General features: G+C 68.8%; 19 protein-coding genes and 1 tRNA gene. 7 read left to right on the forward strand and 13 right to left on the reverse strand.

What is annotated here, in order from left to right; all coding sequences use genetic code 11:
* Positions 1 to 86 precede the first annotated feature (86 nt).
* Positions 87 to 1,463 (forward strand): MFS transporter, encoded by a 1,377-nt coding sequence (locus QNO12_RS16365; RefSeq protein ID WP_374761005.1) that lies wholly within the window; start codon positions 87 to 89, stop codon positions 1,461 to 1,463.
* A 72-nt stretch (positions 1,464 to 1,535) separates the two neighbouring features.
* Here the strand turns inward: QNO12_RS16365 and QNO12_RS16370 are convergent, their stop codons facing one another.
* Complete coding sequence (locus tag QNO12_RS16370) at positions 1,536 to 2,105, reverse strand: MarR family winged helix-turn-helix transcriptional regulator (protein ID WP_257501072.1); 570 nt, start codon at positions 2,103 to 2,105, stop codon at positions 1,536 to 1,538.
* A gap of 118 nt (positions 2,106 to 2,223) precedes the next feature.
* Here QNO12_RS16370 and QNO12_RS16375 point away from each other — a divergent pair, with 118 nt between their 5' ends.
* Positions 2,224 to 3,078 (forward strand): MarR family winged helix-turn-helix transcriptional regulator, encoded by an 855-nt coding sequence (locus tag QNO12_RS16375; RefSeq protein ID WP_257501071.1) that lies wholly within the window; start codon positions 2,224 to 2,226, stop codon positions 3,076 to 3,078.
* Positions 3,079 to 3,213: 135 nt separating this feature from the next.
* Here QNO12_RS16375 and QNO12_RS16380 read toward each other — a convergent pair whose 3' ends face one another.
* Positions 3,214 to 3,978, reverse strand: coding sequence for a ZIP family metal transporter (locus tag QNO12_RS16380; RefSeq protein WP_257501070.1), 765 nt, complete (start codon positions 3,976 to 3,978; stop codon positions 3,214 to 3,216).
* A 76-nt stretch (positions 3,979 to 4,054) separates the two neighbouring features.
* Positions 4,055 to 4,660 carry a dCTP deaminase gene (dcd, locus tag QNO12_RS16385; RefSeq protein WP_257501069.1) on the reverse strand — a complete coding sequence of 202 codons (606 nt, stop codon included), beginning with the start codon at positions 4,658 to 4,660 and terminating at the stop codon, positions 4,055 to 4,057.
* 179 nt (positions 4,661 to 4,839) lie between these two features.
* On the opposite strand from dcd, the gene QNO12_RS16390 reads away from it, so the two are divergent.
* Positions 4,840 to 4,913, forward strand: a tRNA-Gly gene (locus QNO12_RS16390).
* Between the two features lie 626 nt (positions 4,914 to 5,539).
* On the opposite strand, the gene QNO12_RS16395 is transcribed toward QNO12_RS16390, so the two are convergent.
* Complete coding sequence (locus QNO12_RS16395; protein ID WP_257501068.1) at positions 5,540 to 5,953, reverse strand: hypothetical protein; 414 nt, start codon at positions 5,951 to 5,953, stop codon at positions 5,540 to 5,542.
* A gap of 653 nt (positions 5,954 to 6,606) precedes the next feature.
* Between QNO12_RS16395 and QNO12_RS16400 the strand changes: the two genes are divergently transcribed.
* Entirely contained in the window at positions 6,607 to 6,729 is a 123-nt protein-coding gene (locus QNO12_RS16400) for a hypothetical protein (RefSeq protein ID WP_257501067.1), read from the forward strand.
* Between the two features lie 48 nt (positions 6,730 to 6,777).
* Here the strand turns inward: QNO12_RS16400 and QNO12_RS16405 are convergent, their stop codons facing one another.
* A complete protein-coding gene (locus QNO12_RS16405) occupies positions 6,778 to 8,070 on the reverse strand; it encodes an NtaA/DmoA family FMN-dependent monooxygenase (RefSeq protein WP_257501066.1) in 1,293 nt (430 codons plus the stop codon).
* A gap of 111 nt (positions 8,071 to 8,181) precedes the next feature.
* Positions 8,182 to 8,625 carry a MarR family winged helix-turn-helix transcriptional regulator gene (locus QNO12_RS16410; RefSeq protein WP_257501065.1) on the reverse strand — a complete coding sequence of 148 codons (444 nt, stop codon included), beginning with the start codon at positions 8,623 to 8,625 and terminating at the stop codon, positions 8,182 to 8,184.
* A 229-nt stretch (positions 8,626 to 8,854) separates the two neighbouring features.
* On the opposite strand from QNO12_RS16410, the gene QNO12_RS16415 reads away from it, so the two are divergent.
* A complete protein-coding gene (locus tag QNO12_RS16415; RefSeq protein ID WP_285178118.1) occupies positions 8,855 to 10,174 on the forward strand; it encodes an LLM class flavin-dependent oxidoreductase in 1,320 nt (439 codons plus the stop codon).
* An 87-nt stretch (positions 10,175 to 10,261) separates the two neighbouring features.
* Here the strand turns inward: QNO12_RS16415 and QNO12_RS16420 are convergent, their stop codons facing one another.
* A complete protein-coding gene (locus QNO12_RS16420) occupies positions 10,262 to 11,449 on the reverse strand; it encodes a flavin reductase (protein ID WP_257501063.1) in 1,188 nt (395 codons plus the stop codon).
* A 276-nt stretch (positions 11,450 to 11,725) separates the two neighbouring features.
* Here QNO12_RS16420 and QNO12_RS16425 point away from each other — a divergent pair, with 276 nt between their 5' ends.
* Positions 11,726 to 12,238 carry an NADPH-dependent FMN reductase gene (locus tag QNO12_RS16425; protein ID WP_257501062.1) on the forward strand — a complete coding sequence of 171 codons (513 nt, stop codon included), beginning with the start codon at positions 11,726 to 11,728 and terminating at the stop codon, positions 12,236 to 12,238.
* Between the two features lie 19 nt (positions 12,239 to 12,257).
* Here QNO12_RS16425 and QNO12_RS16430 read toward each other — a convergent pair whose 3' ends face one another.
* Genes QNO12_RS16430 through QNO12_RS16445 form a run of 4 tightly spaced genes read right to left on the reverse strand, consistent with a single transcriptional unit; the run spans position 12,258 to position 14,210 of the window.
* Positions 12,258 to 12,491 carry a hypothetical protein gene (locus tag QNO12_RS16430; protein WP_257501061.1) on the reverse strand — a complete coding sequence of 78 codons (234 nt, stop codon included), beginning with the start codon at positions 12,489 to 12,491 and terminating at the stop codon, positions 12,258 to 12,260.
* Positions 12,488 to 12,694 (reverse strand): SDR family oxidoreductase, encoded by a 207-nt coding sequence (locus QNO12_RS16435; protein WP_257501143.1) that lies wholly within the window; start codon positions 12,692 to 12,694, stop codon positions 12,488 to 12,490. Before QNO12_RS16435 ends, QNO12_RS16430 begins: the two co-directional genes overlap by 4 nt.
* A 5-nt stretch (positions 12,695 to 12,699) precedes the next feature.
* Positions 12,700 to 13,101 (reverse strand): SDR family NAD(P)-dependent oxidoreductase, encoded by a 402-nt coding sequence (locus QNO12_RS16440; protein ID WP_257501060.1) that lies wholly within the window; start codon positions 13,099 to 13,101, stop codon positions 12,700 to 12,702.
* A 32-nt stretch (positions 13,102 to 13,133) separates the two neighbouring features.
* Positions 13,134 to 14,210 (reverse strand): hypothetical protein, encoded by a 1,077-nt coding sequence (locus QNO12_RS16445; RefSeq protein WP_257501059.1) that lies wholly within the window; start codon positions 14,208 to 14,210, stop codon positions 13,134 to 13,136.
* Positions 14,211 to 14,613: 403 nt separating this feature from the next.
* On the opposite strand from QNO12_RS16445, the gene QNO12_RS16450 reads away from it, so the two are divergent.
* Entirely contained in the window at positions 14,614 to 15,456 is an 843-nt protein-coding gene (locus tag QNO12_RS16450; RefSeq protein ID WP_257501058.1) for an SDR family NAD(P)-dependent oxidoreductase, read from the forward strand.
* A 68-nt stretch (positions 15,457 to 15,524) separates the two neighbouring features.
* On the opposite strand, the gene QNO12_RS16455 is transcribed toward QNO12_RS16450, so the two are convergent.
* Positions 15,525 to 16,304 carry an IclR family transcriptional regulator gene (locus QNO12_RS16455; RefSeq protein WP_257501057.1) on the reverse strand — a complete coding sequence of 260 codons (780 nt, stop codon included), beginning with the start codon at positions 16,302 to 16,304 and terminating at the stop codon, positions 15,525 to 15,527.
* Between the two features lie 88 nt (positions 16,305 to 16,392).
* On the reverse strand, positions 16,393 to 16,911 hold the full coding sequence (locus tag QNO12_RS16460) for a UGSC family (seleno)protein (protein WP_257501056.1): 519 nt from the start codon (positions 16,909 to 16,911) through the stop codon (positions 16,393 to 16,395).
* Positions 16,912 to 17,361: the final 450 nt, after the last annotated feature.

The following is a 17,361-nucleotide window of genomic DNA, read 5'->3' on the forward strand; positions in this document are numbered from 1 at the left end:
CCGGGGTAGCCTGAGCAGGCCGCAGAGACGCGGCCCGCGTGCACTGCCGCACCCGCCGTTCACCGAAGGGCCCTACCGTGACGGACATGAGCGATCCTGATCTTCGTGGGACGACGCCTGAGGGGCCGCAGTTCTCCGGCGTCACCCCGACCGATGCGCTGGCCACGGCGATGGCCGCGGAGGAGCGTCCATCCAGCACCCGCAAGCGCATCGTGCTGGCCTGGGGCCTGTGGGACTGGGGCTCGGCGGCGTTCAACGCGGTCGTGACCACCTTCGTCTTCACGGTGTACCTCACCAGTTCGGCCTTCGGACCGACGGGCACGGTGGAGGCGCTGCTGGGCTGGGCGCTGGCCGGCGCCGGGCTGGTGATCGCCGTGCTCGCACCGGTGACCGGGCAGCGCTCGGACACCTCGGGGCGCCGCAAGCTGTGGCTGGCGGTGAACACGTACATCGTCGTGGCCGCGACGGCGGCGATGTTCTTCGTGGAGCCCGACCCGTCCTTCCTCTGGCTCGGACTGCTGCTGGTCGCCGGCGGCAACGTGTTCTTCGAGTTCGCCGGCGTCAACTACAACGCAATGCTCTCGCAGGTGTCCACACCGCGCTCGATCGGCAAGGTCAGCGGCTTCGGCTGGGGAATGGGCTACATCGGCGGGATCGTCCTGCTGCTGATCGTCTACTTCGGCTTCATCGAGGGACTGTTCGGGGTGCCCGAAGGCGACGGGCTGCCGGTCCGGGCCGCGGTGCTGGTCTCGGCGGCCTGGTTCGGGCTGTTCGCGCTGCCGGTCCTGTTCGCCGTTCCCGAGTACCGCGGCGCAGGGGTCCGGCGGCAGCGCGTCGGGTTCTTCGCCTCGTACGTGCGCCTGGGACACGACATCGCGAAGATGTGGCGGGAGTCGCGGCACACGGTGTGGTTCCTGCTGGCCAGCGCCGTCTTCCGCGACGGCCTGGCGGGCGTGTTCCTGTTCGGCGGCGTGCTCGCGGCATCCGTGTTCGGCTTCTCCCCCGGAGAGGTGATCATCTTCGCCATCGCGGCCAACGTCGTCGCCGGCGTCTCGACCATCCTGGTGGGTGCCCTCGATGACCGGCTCGGGGCCAAGCCGGTGATCGTCGCCGCCCTGGTCGGCCTGATCATCTCCGGCCTGCTCGTGTTCTTCCTGCACGACGGCGGGCAGATCGTGTTCTGGACGGCGGGGCTCGCCCTGTGCCTGTTCGTCGGTCCGGCTCAGTCCGCCTCGCGGACGTTCCTGGCGCGGATCATCCCGCCGGGTCGTGAGGGCGAGGTGTTCGGCCTGTACGCGACGACCGGCCGCGCGGTCTCATTCCTGGCGCCGACCATGTTCGCCGTGTTCGTGTCGGTGTTCGGCGCCGCGTACTTCGGCATCCTGGGCATCGTGCTGGTCCTGGCAGTCGGGCTGCTGCTGCTGATCCCGGTGAAGGCCGTGCAGGAGCGGCTGAAGGACTGACGCCCCGGCAGGCTCAGGCCTGGCGCGGGTCGTCGCGCCCCGGCGGCGAGGGTCGCTGCGCGGTCGGCGCGCTCACTTCGGCCAGGAGTCCGCGAGCTTCGTGAGCAGGCGGGCCAGTTCGGTACGCTCCTGCTCGCTGAACGAGGCGAGCGCCGAGTCGACGGCATTCCGACGCTCGCCGCGGAAGCCCCGGACGATCGCGAGCCCCTGATCGGTCAGGGCCACGCGCGTGCGACGAGCATCGTCCGGGTCTGCTTCCCGACGCACCAGCCCCATCTGCGCCGCCTGCTGCACCAGGCGCGAGGCGCGGGGCTGATCGACTCCCACCGCATCGGCGAGCTCGTTGACCGACAGCGGCCCGGCTGCCGCGGACAGCGCCTCGAGCAGCCTCAGTCGCGCGGGTCCGCCGATCCGCGGTCCGCCGCCCCACGGCGCTGGACCGCCCATGCCGCCGTGCGTGCCGTGCATGGCGTGCGGACCGCCGCGCATCCAGCCCCCGTCACGGCGATGGTCGCCGGGGTCGCCGTGATGTGCGCCGGGGCCGTGGCTCCCGTCCCACGGCGGTCGCGGCATCCGCCGCCCGCGCAGGCGGGCGAGCGCTGACGCGATCGCGTCGGCGGGATCGGAGGGTGCGGATGTCATTCTTCGAATTTACATGTGTCTTGACATGTTCCGCGACTGCATGTCACCCTACATGTACATGTTCTTCTACATGCAACATCGGTGGCCGCTCGTGCCGCCCCCTGGAAAAGGACTTCTGATGAACGACGAAGACACCAATGTCAACGACCCCTCCTCCGATGAGGGAACCGCCGGCACGCCGGGAGGCGTGCCCACCGACCGTCCGCTCGGGTACTGGTTGCGCACGGTCGACTATCTGCTCAGCCGCGAGTTCGCCGCGGCCTTCGACGGGACCGGCGTCACCCGCCGGGACTGGATGCTGCTCAACGCACTCTCGGGCGACCTCGACCTGCCTGCGTTCGCGGACCGCTTCGTCCGCAAGGGCAAGCGGCTGCGCGGGCTGGAGGATCGCGGCTGGATCGAACAGACCGGCGACGGCACCTGGGTGCTCACCGACCAAGGGCAAGCGGCCCGCGAGCGCCTCGGCGAGATCGTGGAGGGCGTCCGCTCGCGCGTGGCCGGCGCGGTCTCGCCCGAGGACTTCGCCACCACCCTGGCCTCGCTGGAGGCCATCGCCCGGGAGCTGGGATGGGATGAGGGCGCCCGGACGCCGCGGCGGGGGTCCGGCCGTGGGTTCGGACCCGGCTTCGCGGCGGATCACGACACCGCGTCCGACCGCGGCTTCGGTCCTGGGTTCGGTCCTGGGTCCGGTCGTGGGTTCGGTTTCGGTCCTGGGCCCGGTTTCGGTCCTGGGTTCGCGTTCCGCGGTCACGGCCGCGGTCATCACCACGGCCACCACCACCGCGGCAACCACGGCTACGGCTACGGCTACGGCTACGGTCCAGATGAGCACGGCCGCGGCCCCGCGCACGAGCACGGCCACGGCCACGCCCACGCGCACCGGTGCGGGGGCGGCCATCCCCACGAGAGCGAACACGCCTTCGAGCGCGGCTTTGCCGCCGGGTACGCGGCATCGCGCAATGCCGCTGCCTGACGCGCGGCCCTCGCTGATGGGGCGGGGCACCCTGGTGCCTCGCCCCATCGGCGTCTCTTATCGCTCAGCGACCCCACTCTCAACCCGTTGGGCTGCGCGACCGCCCCCGCGTTCCTCCTGCACGAGGCGACGGGTTCAGCCCGCAACCTCGTGCAGGAGGAACGCGGCAAGGAACCCGAGCGTCGCCCACAGACCGGTGAGCGTCCGCTGCTTTTCGAAGGCCTCGGGAATCATGGTGTTGCAGATCATCGCAAGCAGCCCTCCCGCGGCGATCGCGATGACGAATGCGATGAACGCGTCGGATGCGGGCTGGAACGCGAGGTAGCCCAGCAGCGTCGCGACGACCGTGATGAGCGCGATGCCACCCCACAGCAGCGCGACTCTGCGTGCGCTGGAGCCGCCCCTCTTGAGAGCGGCGGTGGACCCGAGCCCTTCCGGGAAATTGCTGATCGCGACGGCGACGACGATCGGGATGCTGATGCCGCCGCCGTGCAGCACCGCCAGTCCCATGACGATCGATTCTGGGATGCCGTCGATCAGGGCGCCGATCGCGATCGCCGCGCCCGTCCCGCTCGCGAATCGCGCGGTGCTGCGCCGGTCCACGATGTTCGCCGGAGCACCCGTCGCAGGCTGAGAGGGCCGAGACACGAGCCAGTCCGCCACGATATACAGGAGCGCCCCGACCAGCAGCCCTCCCGCCGTCGGTCCGACCCCGCCGTCCGACACCGCTTGGTCGACGAGTTCAAATGCCACGGTCGCGATGAGCACGCCGGCGCCGAGCGCCAGGATGCCGGCCACGACCCGCTGCGGGATGTCGACGAACCACGCGATCGCTGCGCCCAGCAGGAGTGTGGCGGCTGCGATGAGTCCGCTCAGCGCGGCCAACCAGACGCCGGTCATGGCCTCAACCTAAACCCAGCGGCGTGAGACCCGAGCAGGTCGTCCGTGCGGCGTCGTCCTCGCGGCGAGCATCGGCTCAGTGGCCGCGCGAACCCGCATCGCTCGATCCCACGTCGGTGCGGTGGAAGTTCTGGAACGAGCGGGATGCCGTCGGCCCACGCTGTCCTTGATACCGATTGCCGTAGGGGCCGGAGCCGTACGGATTCTCGGTGGGCGAGGACAGCCGGAAGAAGCACAGCTGCCCGATCTTCATCCCCGGCCACAGCTTGATCGGCAGGGTCGCGACGTTCGAGAGTTCCAGTGTGACGTGGCCCGAGAAGCCGGGATCGATGAATCCCGCGGTGGAGTGGGTGAGCAGCCCGAGCCGCCCGAGCGAGGACTTCCCCTCCAACCGCGCGGCGATGTCGTCGGGCAGCGCGACCAGCTCGAAGGTGCTGCCCAGGACGAACTCGCCCGGGTGCAGGATGAACGGCTCCTCCGGCGCGGTCTCGATCAGGTGCGTCAGCTCGGGCTGATCCTCGGCCGGGTCGATGAACGGGTACTTGTGGTTGTCGAAGAGCCGGAAGTAGCGATCGAGCCGCACGTCCACGCTCGACGGCTGCACCATCCCCGGTTCCCAGGGCTCGAGCCCGATCCGGCCGGCGTCGATTTCGAGGCGGATGTCGCGGTCTGAGAGCAGCACGCCGCAAGCCTAGCGGCGCCATGGTGGACCACAATTCCTGCCATCCGAACGCGGAACGCGCAGCAGGCCCAGCCGTCACGCCGAGCCCGGACAGTGCCTATCCGAAGTGCAGGAATCATGCGCCGCGTGGGTCCTCGCGGGCGTCTCTGTTATCCTGTCCAGGCGCCGAAAGGTCGTCCGGGGATGTAGTTCAATGGCAGAACTTCAGCTTCCCAAGCTGATAGCGCGGGTTCGATTCCCGTCATCCCCTCCACGTGTTAGTTCTCAGGACAGGTGAGACTTTCTCACCGTTCATGAGACAGGTTGCGTCCCGCCGCAGTTCCGAGGCGCCGGAAGCCGTCGATTCGATCTCCTTTGCCCCCTGCGCCGATGCGCTCTACAGCGGGTCAGCAATTGAGAACCGAACGCTCAGATCCCCTGAGCCCGCGCGCGACGCTCGATCGGTTCTGCGGCAGCCCGCAGTGCCACTTCTTCGCGCAGTTTGAATCCGCTCGAGATCCGCTTGGCTCCGCGTCGACGCCGACGTCGAGATGCACCCGAGGACGCGTTCGCTCTATCGCGCCCTTGTTGAGATCAGCCGCGCCTCACTCTTCCGCCAGCGTTGACCCGCAAGATGGAGGCCCTCACCGTCGAAGCCCTCCCGGGCGACCGCGAGAACGCTGGCGGCGCGACAAAGGTCGGGCCGGGCTCGCCGTCGAAATGGAGCGATGCCCCTTCGGCATCGGGGCGACGACCAGGTCCCATCGTCCGTCACGATGAGATATTCAGCTGATCGCCAGCCACGGCTTCATCCGAACAATCTCAGCCGCGCAACGCGCTGCCTCACAGAGCGACCGATCCTCGAGCGACGAGTCTTCCGGCACCTTCCCTCGCCACGACCTACTGATGCTCGACGGCCCGGAACAATCCTCGTTCTTCGCATTCGAGCCGTCCGGTGTCAAGACCCCGCTGCAGCCCATCGGCCAGCCGCGCCGAGACACCGACGGTGAGACGCTTGCCACCGAACAGGGCCAGCGCCTGGCGTTTGAGCTCGTCCTCGCTCATTCCGCCCCCGAGCTCGGCGACGACAGCCATAGCGTTGGCGATCTCCTCGAGCGGCACGTGGTCGAGGTTGCGCCCGTCGCCGGGCTGACTGCGGCGGACCTCGCGCCAATCCAGCGGATCGATGCCGGTCGGCCAGGCACACGTCTTGTCGGTCGTACGCAGGTACTCGTACGGCAGGCATCGATACCATGACGCAATGTCGACGCTGCCGCGGGACAGGCAAGCTGTCCGACGAATTCGTTCGATCACTTCCTAGGTGGGCGTGAGTGCTGTCGCCTGCGTAGGCGTAGACATCCGTGCGGCGGTCTCGGCTGGAGCGAAACTCGTCCGATCCGCACGCTGCGGATTTCATTCCACCCGGTGGCACTCCACAGTGGGTGAATTCCGGCGGCGGGACGAAGCAACAGTGGGAGCATTGGGTGTCCAGCACCGTCAAACCAGTATTTGCGCTGCCTCCGCAGGCTGCAGAAGTGCTCGATCAGGGCGTCGGTATTGACCCGCGGCCACAGTTTGGATAGCGATCGGAGTCGGCGAGCCTATGGGCGCGTCGGCGACTGCGAGCGACCGTGAGATGAAGGGCCGTACCCCAGACTGGGACCGCGGGCGTGCCCAGGCTCTACGGCCGCGTACGTACCCGCCGCGGGAGAGCCTGGTCCCGCGGCGTTGCGCATGCCCAGGGTGTCGGCCGAGCCGAAGCGCTTCGTGAAGTGGTCCTCCAGCGCGGGCGTCAGCGCGCCCTCGAGATCGGCGATGGCTCGTCCGGCGCGGATCCGGACGGCGAGGTCGTGCACGGCGCGGACACGCCCGCCCCGGCCGTGGCGTCGACGTGGACGCTCGCGCCGTCAACGGTGAGTGTTTAACCGCTCGTCGTCTTGCTCGTGCGGCGAATGCAGGCGCTCCTCGTGCCCGCACTCCAGGAGCGGGGGTACTTCCAGACCGACTACGCGGGCGACACGTTCCGCGAGCGATCCGGGCTCGCGCTGACGCAGGCAGAGCTCGAGGCGCTGCGCGCACCGTACACGTGACCCTTTAAGGGGGATGGAGCGGGCGCGCCGCGCCCGCTCCATCCGTTCTCATTGCCAGACGGGCCGTGGGAGCGCGAGGCTTTCGCGGAGAGTGCTGCCGGAGTACTCTTCGTGGAAGTACCCGCGCTCCTGCAGCGCGGGGACGAGGAGCGTCAGCATCCGATCCATGCCCTCGGGCACGCTGGGCGGGTCGAGGTTGAACCCGTCGCAGAAGCCGGAGTCGAACCAGTCGATCATCGCCTGCGCGACGTCGTCGACCGATCCCACGAGGATGCGGTGGCCGCCCGCGCGGGCGAAGCCGATGACGAGCTCGCGAAGCGTCTTGCCTTCGCGGGCCTGAGCGCGGAGGACGTCGACGCGCGAGCTGTTGCCGCCCCCGGCGATGAACCGCTCCTCAGGAACGGTCTCGTGAGGGTCGAGCCCCTCGAGGTCGGCGCCCATGGCGGAAGAGAGCCGGCGCCGGCCGGCATCCATGTCGATCCAGCTGGCGAGCTCCTGCGAGAGCTCCTCCGCCTCTTTCGCCGTCGACGCCACGATCGGCACAACGCCCGGGAGGATCTTGAGCTGCTGCGGATCGCGGCCGGCCTCCTTCGCCATCGTCCGCATCTGCTCGGAGAACGCCTTCGCCGCGGCCGGGTTGGACTGCGCCGTGTAGATGACGTCGGCCCGCGTCGCCCCGAGGCGCATGCCCGCCGGCGACTGCCCAGCCTGGAAGAGCACGGGGTGCCCCTGCGGCGGGCGGGGTGCGGTGAGGGCGCCGGCGACGTCGTAGAACTCGCCGTGGTGGTCGATGTCGCGGATGCGGGACAGCTCGGCCCACTGTCCGCTCTTCCTGTCGTTGAGCACCGCGTCGTCGGCCCAGCTGTCCCAGAGGGCCGTGACGACGTCGACGAACTCCGTGGCACGGCGATAGCGGTCCTCGGGCTTCGGCATCTCGGCCATCCCGAAGTTCTGGTAACCCCCGAACAGCGACGTGACGACGTTCCAGCCGACCCGGCCGCCGCTCAGGTGGTCGAGCCCCGAGAACTGGCGCGCGGCGTTGTACGGCTCGAAGAAGGTCGTCGAGAGCGATCCGACGAGACCGATGCGCGATGTCGCGCCGATGAGCGCTCCGATCGCGCTGATGGGCTCGTACAGTCCGGTGTTGCGGATGTTGTTGTCGCGGATCGTGCCGACATCGACGCTGTCGCCGAAGAAGACGGCGTGAATCTTCGCCGCTTCGGCGGCGGCCGCCATATCGGTGATCAGGCCGAGCCCCGGGAGCTCGTCGGAACGGCTGCGCGGAGCGCGCCAGCTGTCTATCTGAAACCCGGTCGTGAGCATGAACATCGTCAAGATCATCTGATCGCTTCGTCGCCCCATCGCAGACCCTTCTGATCGCGCAGATCAATCGCCCCATCGATATTGGTAACGAATGTTAGCATCTGCGCGCGGTCTGTCTACCAGCGCCTTCTACAACTCATCCGCCAGGGCGATCAGACGCTCCAGCATCTCTGCGAAACGGCTCTCCTCATCGTCACTCAGCGCCCCCATGATCGCGCCGATCGACTGGGCCGCGGACGGCGCGAACCGGTCGAAGCAGGCCCGGCCCGAGGGCGTCGCTCGAAGAAGCATCCGTCGCGAGTCGGCGGGGTCCGGGGCTCCGGTGACGAGATCCTTCTCGCGGAGGGCCGCGACGGACCGGCTCACGGTCATCGCAATGAGCCCGGTGGCCGCAGACACCCGCGTCACGGTGGTCCCCGGATCCTGCACGATCCGGACGAAGACCCGCCACTCGGTCAGCGACAGTCCGACCTGCGCGGCGTGATCGCGCACGTACGGCCTCCCCAGGAGCTGGCTAAGCCTGTTAATCTGCGCCGCAAGCCGCAGCGCGCGCTCCTCGGACTCGCTGATCATTCGCACTCCCCGGCCCGGCACGTGCGCGGACACTACACACTGTCTACCGGACCGCGAGTCCCCAGGGCACACGGCAGCAGTTCCGTTTGACGGAAAACAACACCACCGATCGCGGGGTTCCGCGCAAACGTGATACAGAACGACAAACGCCGACAGTGGCACGTCGAGATCGTGCCGCCCGGCGCGCGTGAGCGCACCCAGGTCCGCACAGGGAAAGGGCTCCCCTTCAATGGCAACGAATCAACCACGGCAGATGGCGCTGACCATGTTCATGCTGCCCTTCGGGTACCACTACGATGCGTGGAGGCTGCCGCACAGCCGATCCGATGAGGTCGCGCGGTTCTCCTTCATCCGCGACATGGCGCTCGCGGCCGAGGAGGCGAAGCTCCACGCCGTTTTCTTCGCAGACTCGAACGACCCCAAGGGGCTGCAGATCAGCGACACGCGCTCGGCAACGGTGTACGAGCCCGTCTCGACGATCGGGGCTCTGTCGGCGGTGACCTCGCGGATCGGGATGATCGGCACGGCGTCGACGACGTACTCCCAGCCGTACTCGGTCGCCCGGCAGTTCGCGGGGCTAGACCTGCTCAGCGACGGACGCGTCGGCTGGAACGTCGTCACGTCGTTCGGCGCGGCGGCGAACTTCAGCATGGACAAGCTCCCCCCGCCCGAGTATCGGTACCGGCGCGGCGCGGAGTTCGTCGAGGTCGTCAAGAAACTGTGGGACAGCTGGGACGACGACGCCCTGGTCAACGACCGCGAACGCGGGCTGTGGGCCGATCCCGAGCGGCTCCACGAGATCGACCACGTCGGCGAGTTCTTCAGCGTCAAGGGTCCCCTCAACATGCCGCGGCCCCCTCAGGGTCACCCTGTCATCGTGCAGGCCGGACAGTCGTCGCACGGCATCGAGTTCGGCGCGGCCATCGCGGACGCGATCTACACCGTTCAGCCCGACCTCGAGAAGTCGATCGAGTTCTACGCCGACATCAAGTCTCGTGTGCAGGCAAACGGCCGTGACCCCGAGAAGGTGAAGGTCCTGCCGGGCATCATGCCGATCCTCGGGGAGACTCGAGCGGATGCCGAGGCCCTCAGTCAGGAGCTGGCCGACGCCATTCGTATGGATGCCGGACGGCGCACCGTCTCGCGCGTGCTCGACGTCGACGTGAGCGACCTCGAACTCACCGACTTCATCCCGCCCGAGCGGATGATCGACAACCCGGAGCGCATGGAGCGCTGGCGCCTGTTCCGCGACCTCGCGCTGGAGAAGAACCTGGGCGACCTCACTGTCCACATCGCGCGGTCGATGGGCCACCGATGGATGGTCGGGACGCCGGAGGAGGTCGCCGACAGCCTCATCGAGTGGTTCGACCGCCGGGCGTGCGACGGCTTCAACCTCAACCCGCCCAGCATCCCGGTGGCCATGCGGCGCATGTTCGACCTACTCGTGCCCCTGCTGCAGGAGCGCGGCTACTTCCAACACGACTACCGCGGTGACACGTTCCGCGAGCGGCTCGGCGTCGAGGTGAACCCGCGCGCGTACCGCCGCTGACCCCTTCTATACGGAAGGCGATTTACGAATCTCGTAGATCGCCTTCCGTGTGTCTGAGCGCCTCAGCTCTCCGGCCGCGAGCCCCTGTTACGAGGCGCCGGCGAGGGTGAGGAACCGCTCGCGCAGCACCGCGCTCGCCTCGTCGGCGAACGCCACGAACGACGAGCCGCACGCGAGAATCTCGGTTCCCGTCATCGAGCGAGTGGGATAGATGAGAAGCCGCAGCGACAGCTCCGGCGGGGCAAGCTCCGAGGTCACGAGGGGCGCGGTGAAGCCGATGACGTGATAGCGGTCGCCCGCGACGAGATCGTCGATCCCCTCATGGTGCGCGTCGATCATGTGACGGGTGACCGCGGCGTGCCGCGACCGGATCGCACTCGGGTCATCCGCCTGATCCCCGGTCTCCCAGGAGTCCGTCTCGGCGTCGGGCATGAGGTTCACTCCCCAGCCCCGCGTGCGGACATCCTCGAGCCGTCGTCGCAATGCCTCGCGCTCAGCGGGGGTCGCCCCGACAGCCTTGTCGATCCAGACCTGCTGATCCTGCTCGTCGGCCCAGGCGACATACTGAGCGCCGATCGGAGGCGCGATCGGGTAGCGGGTACCGAGCGGAGTGATCTGGGCGGCCGAGGCCTCCGTCGCCGTCGCGATCGCGACGGAATCGCCGGAGATCCGCGCGAAGACGGTGATCTCACCCCCGAACTGAGACGCGCCCCGCTCGAGGTCGGCTCGCAGCGCCTGCGCGTGCGAGACCGCACCCGCGAGGCCCCGACCATCCGGCACTACGAAGGACTTCGCGGCGAACTCGCCGTAGCCCCCACGGAAGAACACGAGCGGCGTCGTCGGACGCAGCGTCCGCAGGTTCTCGACGAGACCCAGGACGATGTAATGGTCGCCGGCCTCCAGGATCGAGTGGCGTGCGCATTCGACGGTCGCGACGACGTCGCGAAGGACGGGGTTGCCCCACTCCGTGCGGTCCCAGGCCTCGGCATCCATCTTCGTGCGATCCGACCGCGCGAGCCGACGAACGAGCTCCTCCTGGTCGTGCGCGACGATGTTCACGACGAAGCTGTCCTGGTCGCGCAGCTCGGCGAACGTGGACGAGGACTTCATCGGAAGGAACGCGACCAGCGGCGGGTCAAGCGACACCGAGGTGAAAGTGCCGACCACCATGGCGAGAGCCTGGCCGTCCGGCGCGAGGCCGGTAATCACCGAGACACCCGTCGGATAGTTGCCCAGTACGTCGCGAAGTCGCTGCGGATCAGTGACGGTGGTCATTCGGCGTTCCATCCTCCTGCTGTCCGGGGTGTCCGGGGTGTCCGGGGTGTCCGGGGTGTCCGGGGTGTCCGGGGTGTCCGGGGTGTCCGGGGTGTCCGGGCCAGCGTATGGGGGCGCCCCGGCACCCGTCCGAGCGCCTTCCGCGCCACGGAACCTCTGTCGAAGCGCGTGCGGCACCGGGTCGCGGCCCGACGTTCCGTGAGGCGGATCACCGGAGGCGGGGCGTCGTTCAGCTCGGTACCGTCAACAGCAACCCATCACAGCGGAGGAGAAGACTTGGCACTCAAGGTCTCGGTGGTCGTCGGAAACCCCCGTTCCGGGTCGCGCACGCGCGACGTGGGTGTGGCGCTCGTCGAGAGCCTGCTGGCCTCGCAGCCCTACGACCTGGAGGTGATCGAGCTCGCGGACCACGTGGACGAGATCTTCGACTGGAAGTCGGTGCGCGTTACGGCGCTCAACGACTTGGTCGCGGCGAGCGACCTGGCGATCTTCGCGTCGCCGACGTACAAGGCGACCTATACGGGCGTGCTCAAGGCCTTCCTCGACCGCTACCCGTCCGAAGGGCTGAGCGGGGTCGTCGCGATCCCGGTGCACACGGGCGCCGACCTCGGGCACTCGATGGGCCCGACGGTGAACCTGGCGCCGCTTCTCGCCGAGCTCGGGGCGGTCGTCCCCGGCAAGGGGTTCTATTTCGTGACGGGCGACATGGACGACCTCCAGCGGGCGGCGGAGCACGCGGCGAACACCTACCGCACCAATATCGCAGCCGTGGCGCGACTCGCGCCCTGACCCGATCGGTCGCCGCGGGTCAGGCGTCGTTTCCGGTGGCCTGGGTGCCCGCCTGGCCGTGGTTGCGCGGCTTGAGCCCGCCGCCGTCCACCCGAGGATCTGGCGCGAGATCCACCTCGCGGTCCGTGAGCACCAACATCGCGGCCGAAGCGATGTCCCACACGTTGCCCTCGGTTCCGAGTGCGACGGCGTCGCGTCGCTTGATGCGCTGCTCCTCGGTCATCCCGTGCGCGGCGAAGGCGCCCCAGATCATGCCGACCGGCACGACGTTGGCCCGGATGCCGCGGGCGCGAGCGTCTCCGCAAGACCGGTCGTCATCTTCTCGAGCGCGCCCTTCGCGATGCTGTACGGCATGGATGGCCCCGCCGCCTTGGCGGCATCCGACGAGATCGTCACGATCGCCGCGCCGTGGGGAATGTGGTGGTGGGCGTGACGCAGCAGGTACCACACGTGCATCACGTTCAGATCGAACGCGCGGCCCCACTCCTCCGGCGTCGCCTCGAGCGTCTACTCGAGCCCCATGCCGCCGATCGAGTCGGCCACGACGTCGATCCGGCCGGCCGCGCCACGACAGCGGCGACCCCAGCGGCCGCGTCCGCATCGTCGGTCATGTTCACTGCGAAAAACTCCGCGTCTGCGCCCAGGTCGCGCAGCATCTGCACCGTGCGGGCGCCGGCATCCGGATCACGGTCGAGTACGGCAACGGATGCCCCCTCCCGCACGACCAGCCAGGCGATGGCAAAGCCGATGCCGCCGAGTGGTCCGCTCAGTCCGCCGCCGGCGACGAGCGCCACGCGCCGTCGAGCCAGGGGGTCCGTCGACCGCAGGCGGTCAGCGGGGGCTCGGAAAGTCGGGTCGGTCATCAGGTCTCCCTCGTGGCTCGCGCCGGCGGATGTCAGATCCCTGCCAGGGATTCGAGGAAGCCCTCACGGGATTCGTGGGCTGGGGGCTGGATGAGGCGGTGGCCCGAGTGTCCGAGCAGGCGGTGGTCCGCGAAACCCCAGCAGAACGTGCTGGTGACGCCCGGACCACCGGCCGCCACGATCGTCAGGTCGTCGGGGGAACCGAAGAGGTACACCTTCGACTCCAGGGGGTCACCCTGGCGGAACCCGCGAGCGTCGCGCTCGAGCTGCCACAGGTCACCCGCGGTGCGCCAGCAGTTCTCCTGGATGTACTCGGCCACGCGCTGGCGCGACCAGTCCGCCTTCTGGAAGATGGCGCGGTGCTCGGGGGCGAAGATGAGGAGGCACTCGGTCGGGCCGCCTGAGGTGTAGTGCGAAGCGACGTTGAGGCTCTCGATCAACGTGTCGAGCACGGTCTCGGGGCGCGTCGGCCACTGCGTGAGGATCTGCGCGGCAGCCTCGACGGCGATCACGGTCACGACATCGTCTTCGGCCTTGTACCCCCGGGTCACGTGCAGCGGATCCCAGTGGCTGCCTTCCTCGTCCTCCGCGATCGCCTGCGAGTACTTGCCGGGGTGACCGATCGTGGTCTTGTCCAGCACGCGCGGCTTCGCGCCTCCGACGTTCAGCATCGCCAGGCGGACGGCTCGGCCGATGGCGGCGTTCGCGCGCGGGCCCGGCCCGAAGAGATTCCCGCGGGCGTTGAGTGCGAGCCGGCCGCGGATGGGACCGTTCACGATGATGAGGGGCGCCACTCCCTTGGTCGAGGTGGCGACACCCATCGGGTTGAAGTCGGGCTGGAGGATGACCTCCAGCGCCGCGAGGACCACCGGCAGGTGCTCGGGCAGACACCCGGCCATGACGGCGTTCGTCGCCGCGTCGCGGACCGTGAGCTCGGTGTACCGCGGAGGCATGACCCCGATGACCTCGTCGGGCGACCTCCCCGTGAAGGCGACCATCACGTCGACCAGGTGCCGCTCCGGGGGGACGATCGGCAGGCCGTCCGTCTGCCCGCGATCGTGATAGCCCTCGATCAGCGTGAGCACGTCGGTGAGGTCCTGCTGCTTCATCCGTCATCCCTTGCTTCGGCCGGCCGCGCCTGGCACCAACGGCTGGTGCCGCCGCAACTCTAAGAGGGGGCGACAAGGGGGCGGGGAGCTGTTCCGCGCCACGGAATCCCGACGGCCCATCCCGACGCGATCGCGTGGAATGGGGTCATCACGCCCCACGAACAATGCGAAGGAACGCTCATGCCTGGAAGCCTTGAGGACCTGGAACGGATGCTGGAGCTCGACGGCTACAGCCTGACCGTGACCCGCACCGAGGACGGTGTGCCATCGCCCGCATCACCACCAGCGAAGGCATCTGCAACGACTGCCTGGTGCCGAAGCCAGTGATGGTCGGGATGCTGTCGGCAGCGATGAGCCTTCCCGCCGAGGCGATCACGATCGAATACCCCGAGGAAGGCTGAGCGTGGCCGGAGCGCCCGTCGCCCTCGTCACCGGCTGCGGCAAGTACGACGGGATGGGGCGCGCGATCGCGCTGGCACTCGCGAACTCGGGGCACCGGGTCGTCGTCACGGATCGCGTGCCCGACGGGGTGCCGAACACGCGCGGCGTCGCCCGCGCGCATTCCGGGTGGTGCGGAATCGAGTCGCTCGTCGAGGAGTTGCGTGCCCTCGGTGCCGAGGCGACGGGCCTGCTCGGAGACATCTCCCACCACGAGGAGGCACGTGCTCTCGTCGACGGCGCCGTGTCGGAATTCGGACGCTTGGACGTGCTCGTGAACAACGCCGCGGCGCCGCAGGGGGCCGACCGGGTCGACGTAGAGCAGATCACCGCCGATGACTGGCACCGGCAGATCTCGGTGAACCTCACCGGCACGTTCCTGATGTGCCAGGCCGCCGTCTCCCCCATGCGCCGCCAGCGCTTCGGACGGATCGTCAACATCTCATCCATGGCGGGCATCGACGCGTCGCCCCACTCGGTGGCCTACTCGGCGTCCAAGGCCGGGGTCATCGGCCTCACGCGGTCACTCGCCATGGACGTGGGCCCCTGGGGCATCACCGTCAACGCGATCTGCCCGGGCCTCGTCGACACCAGCCGCGCCGGCCTCACCGCCCGGACCGCGGAGGAGCGCGCGGCGAACCTCGAGAGGCTTTCCGGACGCATCGCCGTCGGACGAGCGGGCGCCCCAGCCGACGTCGGGGCGCTCACCGCGTTCCTCGCGTCCGAGGGCGCCGGCTACGTCACGGCACAGGCCATCCCCCTGGACGGCGGCGGGGTGTCGCCGTTCCCGCTCACCTTCCCGCAGTAAGCGGCTCGTCACCCGGAAAGCGCTGCGCCGGCGTTCTTTCGCCTGCAGCGCTTCCGGGTGAATCGTGGTCAGTCCCGACGGGCCGCGTCCAGCGCCTGCGAGATCTTGTTCGCCGTCGCCTTCACTAGTGAGACGTACTCCTCGGGCCGATGATCCTTGAGCGAGACGACGATGCCCACGGCGGCGATGACCCGGCCTTCGCCGTCGAAGACGGGTGCCGCGACGCCACCCGTGCCGATCGTCACCTGCGACTGCGTGATCACGGTCCCACACTCGCGGATGCGCGTCAGCTCGCCCCGAAGGACCTCCGGGTCGGTGACGGTGATCGGGGTGAACGCGCGCAGCGGGCCCTCGAGCACCTTCCGCTGCGTCTCTTCGTCGGCGTAGGCGAGGAGCACGAGCCCCGTCGGGGTGACGTGCAGCGGCATCCGCCCGCCCAGCCGGTTCATGCCGACCGTGCTGTACCCGCTGCGCAGCGCCTCCAGGTAGACGGACTCGGTACTGTCGCGGACGGCGAGGTGGACGACGAGTCCTCGCAGCATCTGGTGAAGACGCACGAGCCAGGGCAGGGCCCGCTCGCGCAGCCGCATGCCGGAGCCCGACGCCGTCACTATCTCGAGCAGTTTGGTTCCGAGCTGGTACCGCCCGTCAGCGGTGCGCTCGAGCGCCTGCCAGGCGAGAAGCTCGTGCGCGAGCCGGTGGGTCGTCGTCATTGACAGCCCCGCCTCGCGGCTGATCTCCGACAGTGTGAGCGGCCCAGGGCAGGACCGGAACACGTCGAGAACCGCGAGCACACGGCCCGCGGCTGTCAACTCCCGGACGCTCTCATCCGTTGTAGCCAGCGTCATACCGTTGCCTCCCCCGGCAAACGACTCGTACACGTCCGTAGAGTCCAACCCCGTGTCGTCGGACGGACCGCCTGACGGCACGAACGGTTCACGCAGTCAGAATCGCGACCACCTGGTCGACGGCGCGCTGTGCCCGCTCCCGCAGGCCGTCATCGTCGAGGGTGGCGATCGGGTGCTCGACGTAAGCGATCGGGAAGTCATCCGCGCCCTGGATCGAAGCGACCATCTCGGCACCGGAGCGGAACTGCTCCGTCACGATCGGCACGGCCGGGAGTCCGAACCGCTCGGCGGCGATCGCGTCCATCACGGTCGTCGCGCTACACGAGCCGCAGTCACCGACGGCGACCACGAGAGCCTCGACACGCTCGGCCATGCTCCGCAGCTGCGCCTCCGGCGCGGGGAGCGACATGGCCTCCTTCTCGTCGACGATCGACGAGGCGATGCCGTGCTGCGAGGCGAGAATCTCGGCGACGAACTCCAGCAGCCGATCCGCGTTGCGCTTGCGGTTGCTGAGCAATCCGACGGACAGGCCGACGAGTCTGCCGACGCGTGGCGCCGGTGAGAAGTCCTTGCTCTCGGTGAATCCGCACGGCTCGTAGAACGACACCCTAAGATCCGCAGGCCTCACGATCACCGACCCCTGTGTTCGCGTGCTCATATGTGCAACCTCCCGCCCCATCGCAGTAGAAGTAATCAGCACCGTAATGCTAACCGAGGCGTCTATCCCATCCACGCGCCCATTCCGCACAGCGGAATGGGTGCGTGTCGCCAGGAAGCACGTGCTGCCGACCGGGACGTCGGCCGCCGGCTGCTTGAGCCCGATCCCTGCGCGTGGTCGACACCCGCTTCCGCCTGCTGATGGTCGGAGGCCAGAGGGCGCCGGAATCGTGCAGGCGATCGGCCCGAATGTGACGCGCGTGAATTTCGCGACGACTTACCCTTCCAGATCGTCGCGTTCGTGAGTTGTGGGGCTACGACGGGCTAGGTTTCTCGGTGTTGGCCGCCGGGCGCGCACCGGCGAGATGACCGTCATCCGCGTCTGCGAGCGTCGGGATCA

The sequence above is a fragment of the Microbacterium sp. zg-B185 genome (genome assembly GCF_030246885.1).
Classification (GTDB): Bacteria; Actinomycetota; Actinomycetes; order Actinomycetales; family Microbacteriaceae; genus Microbacterium.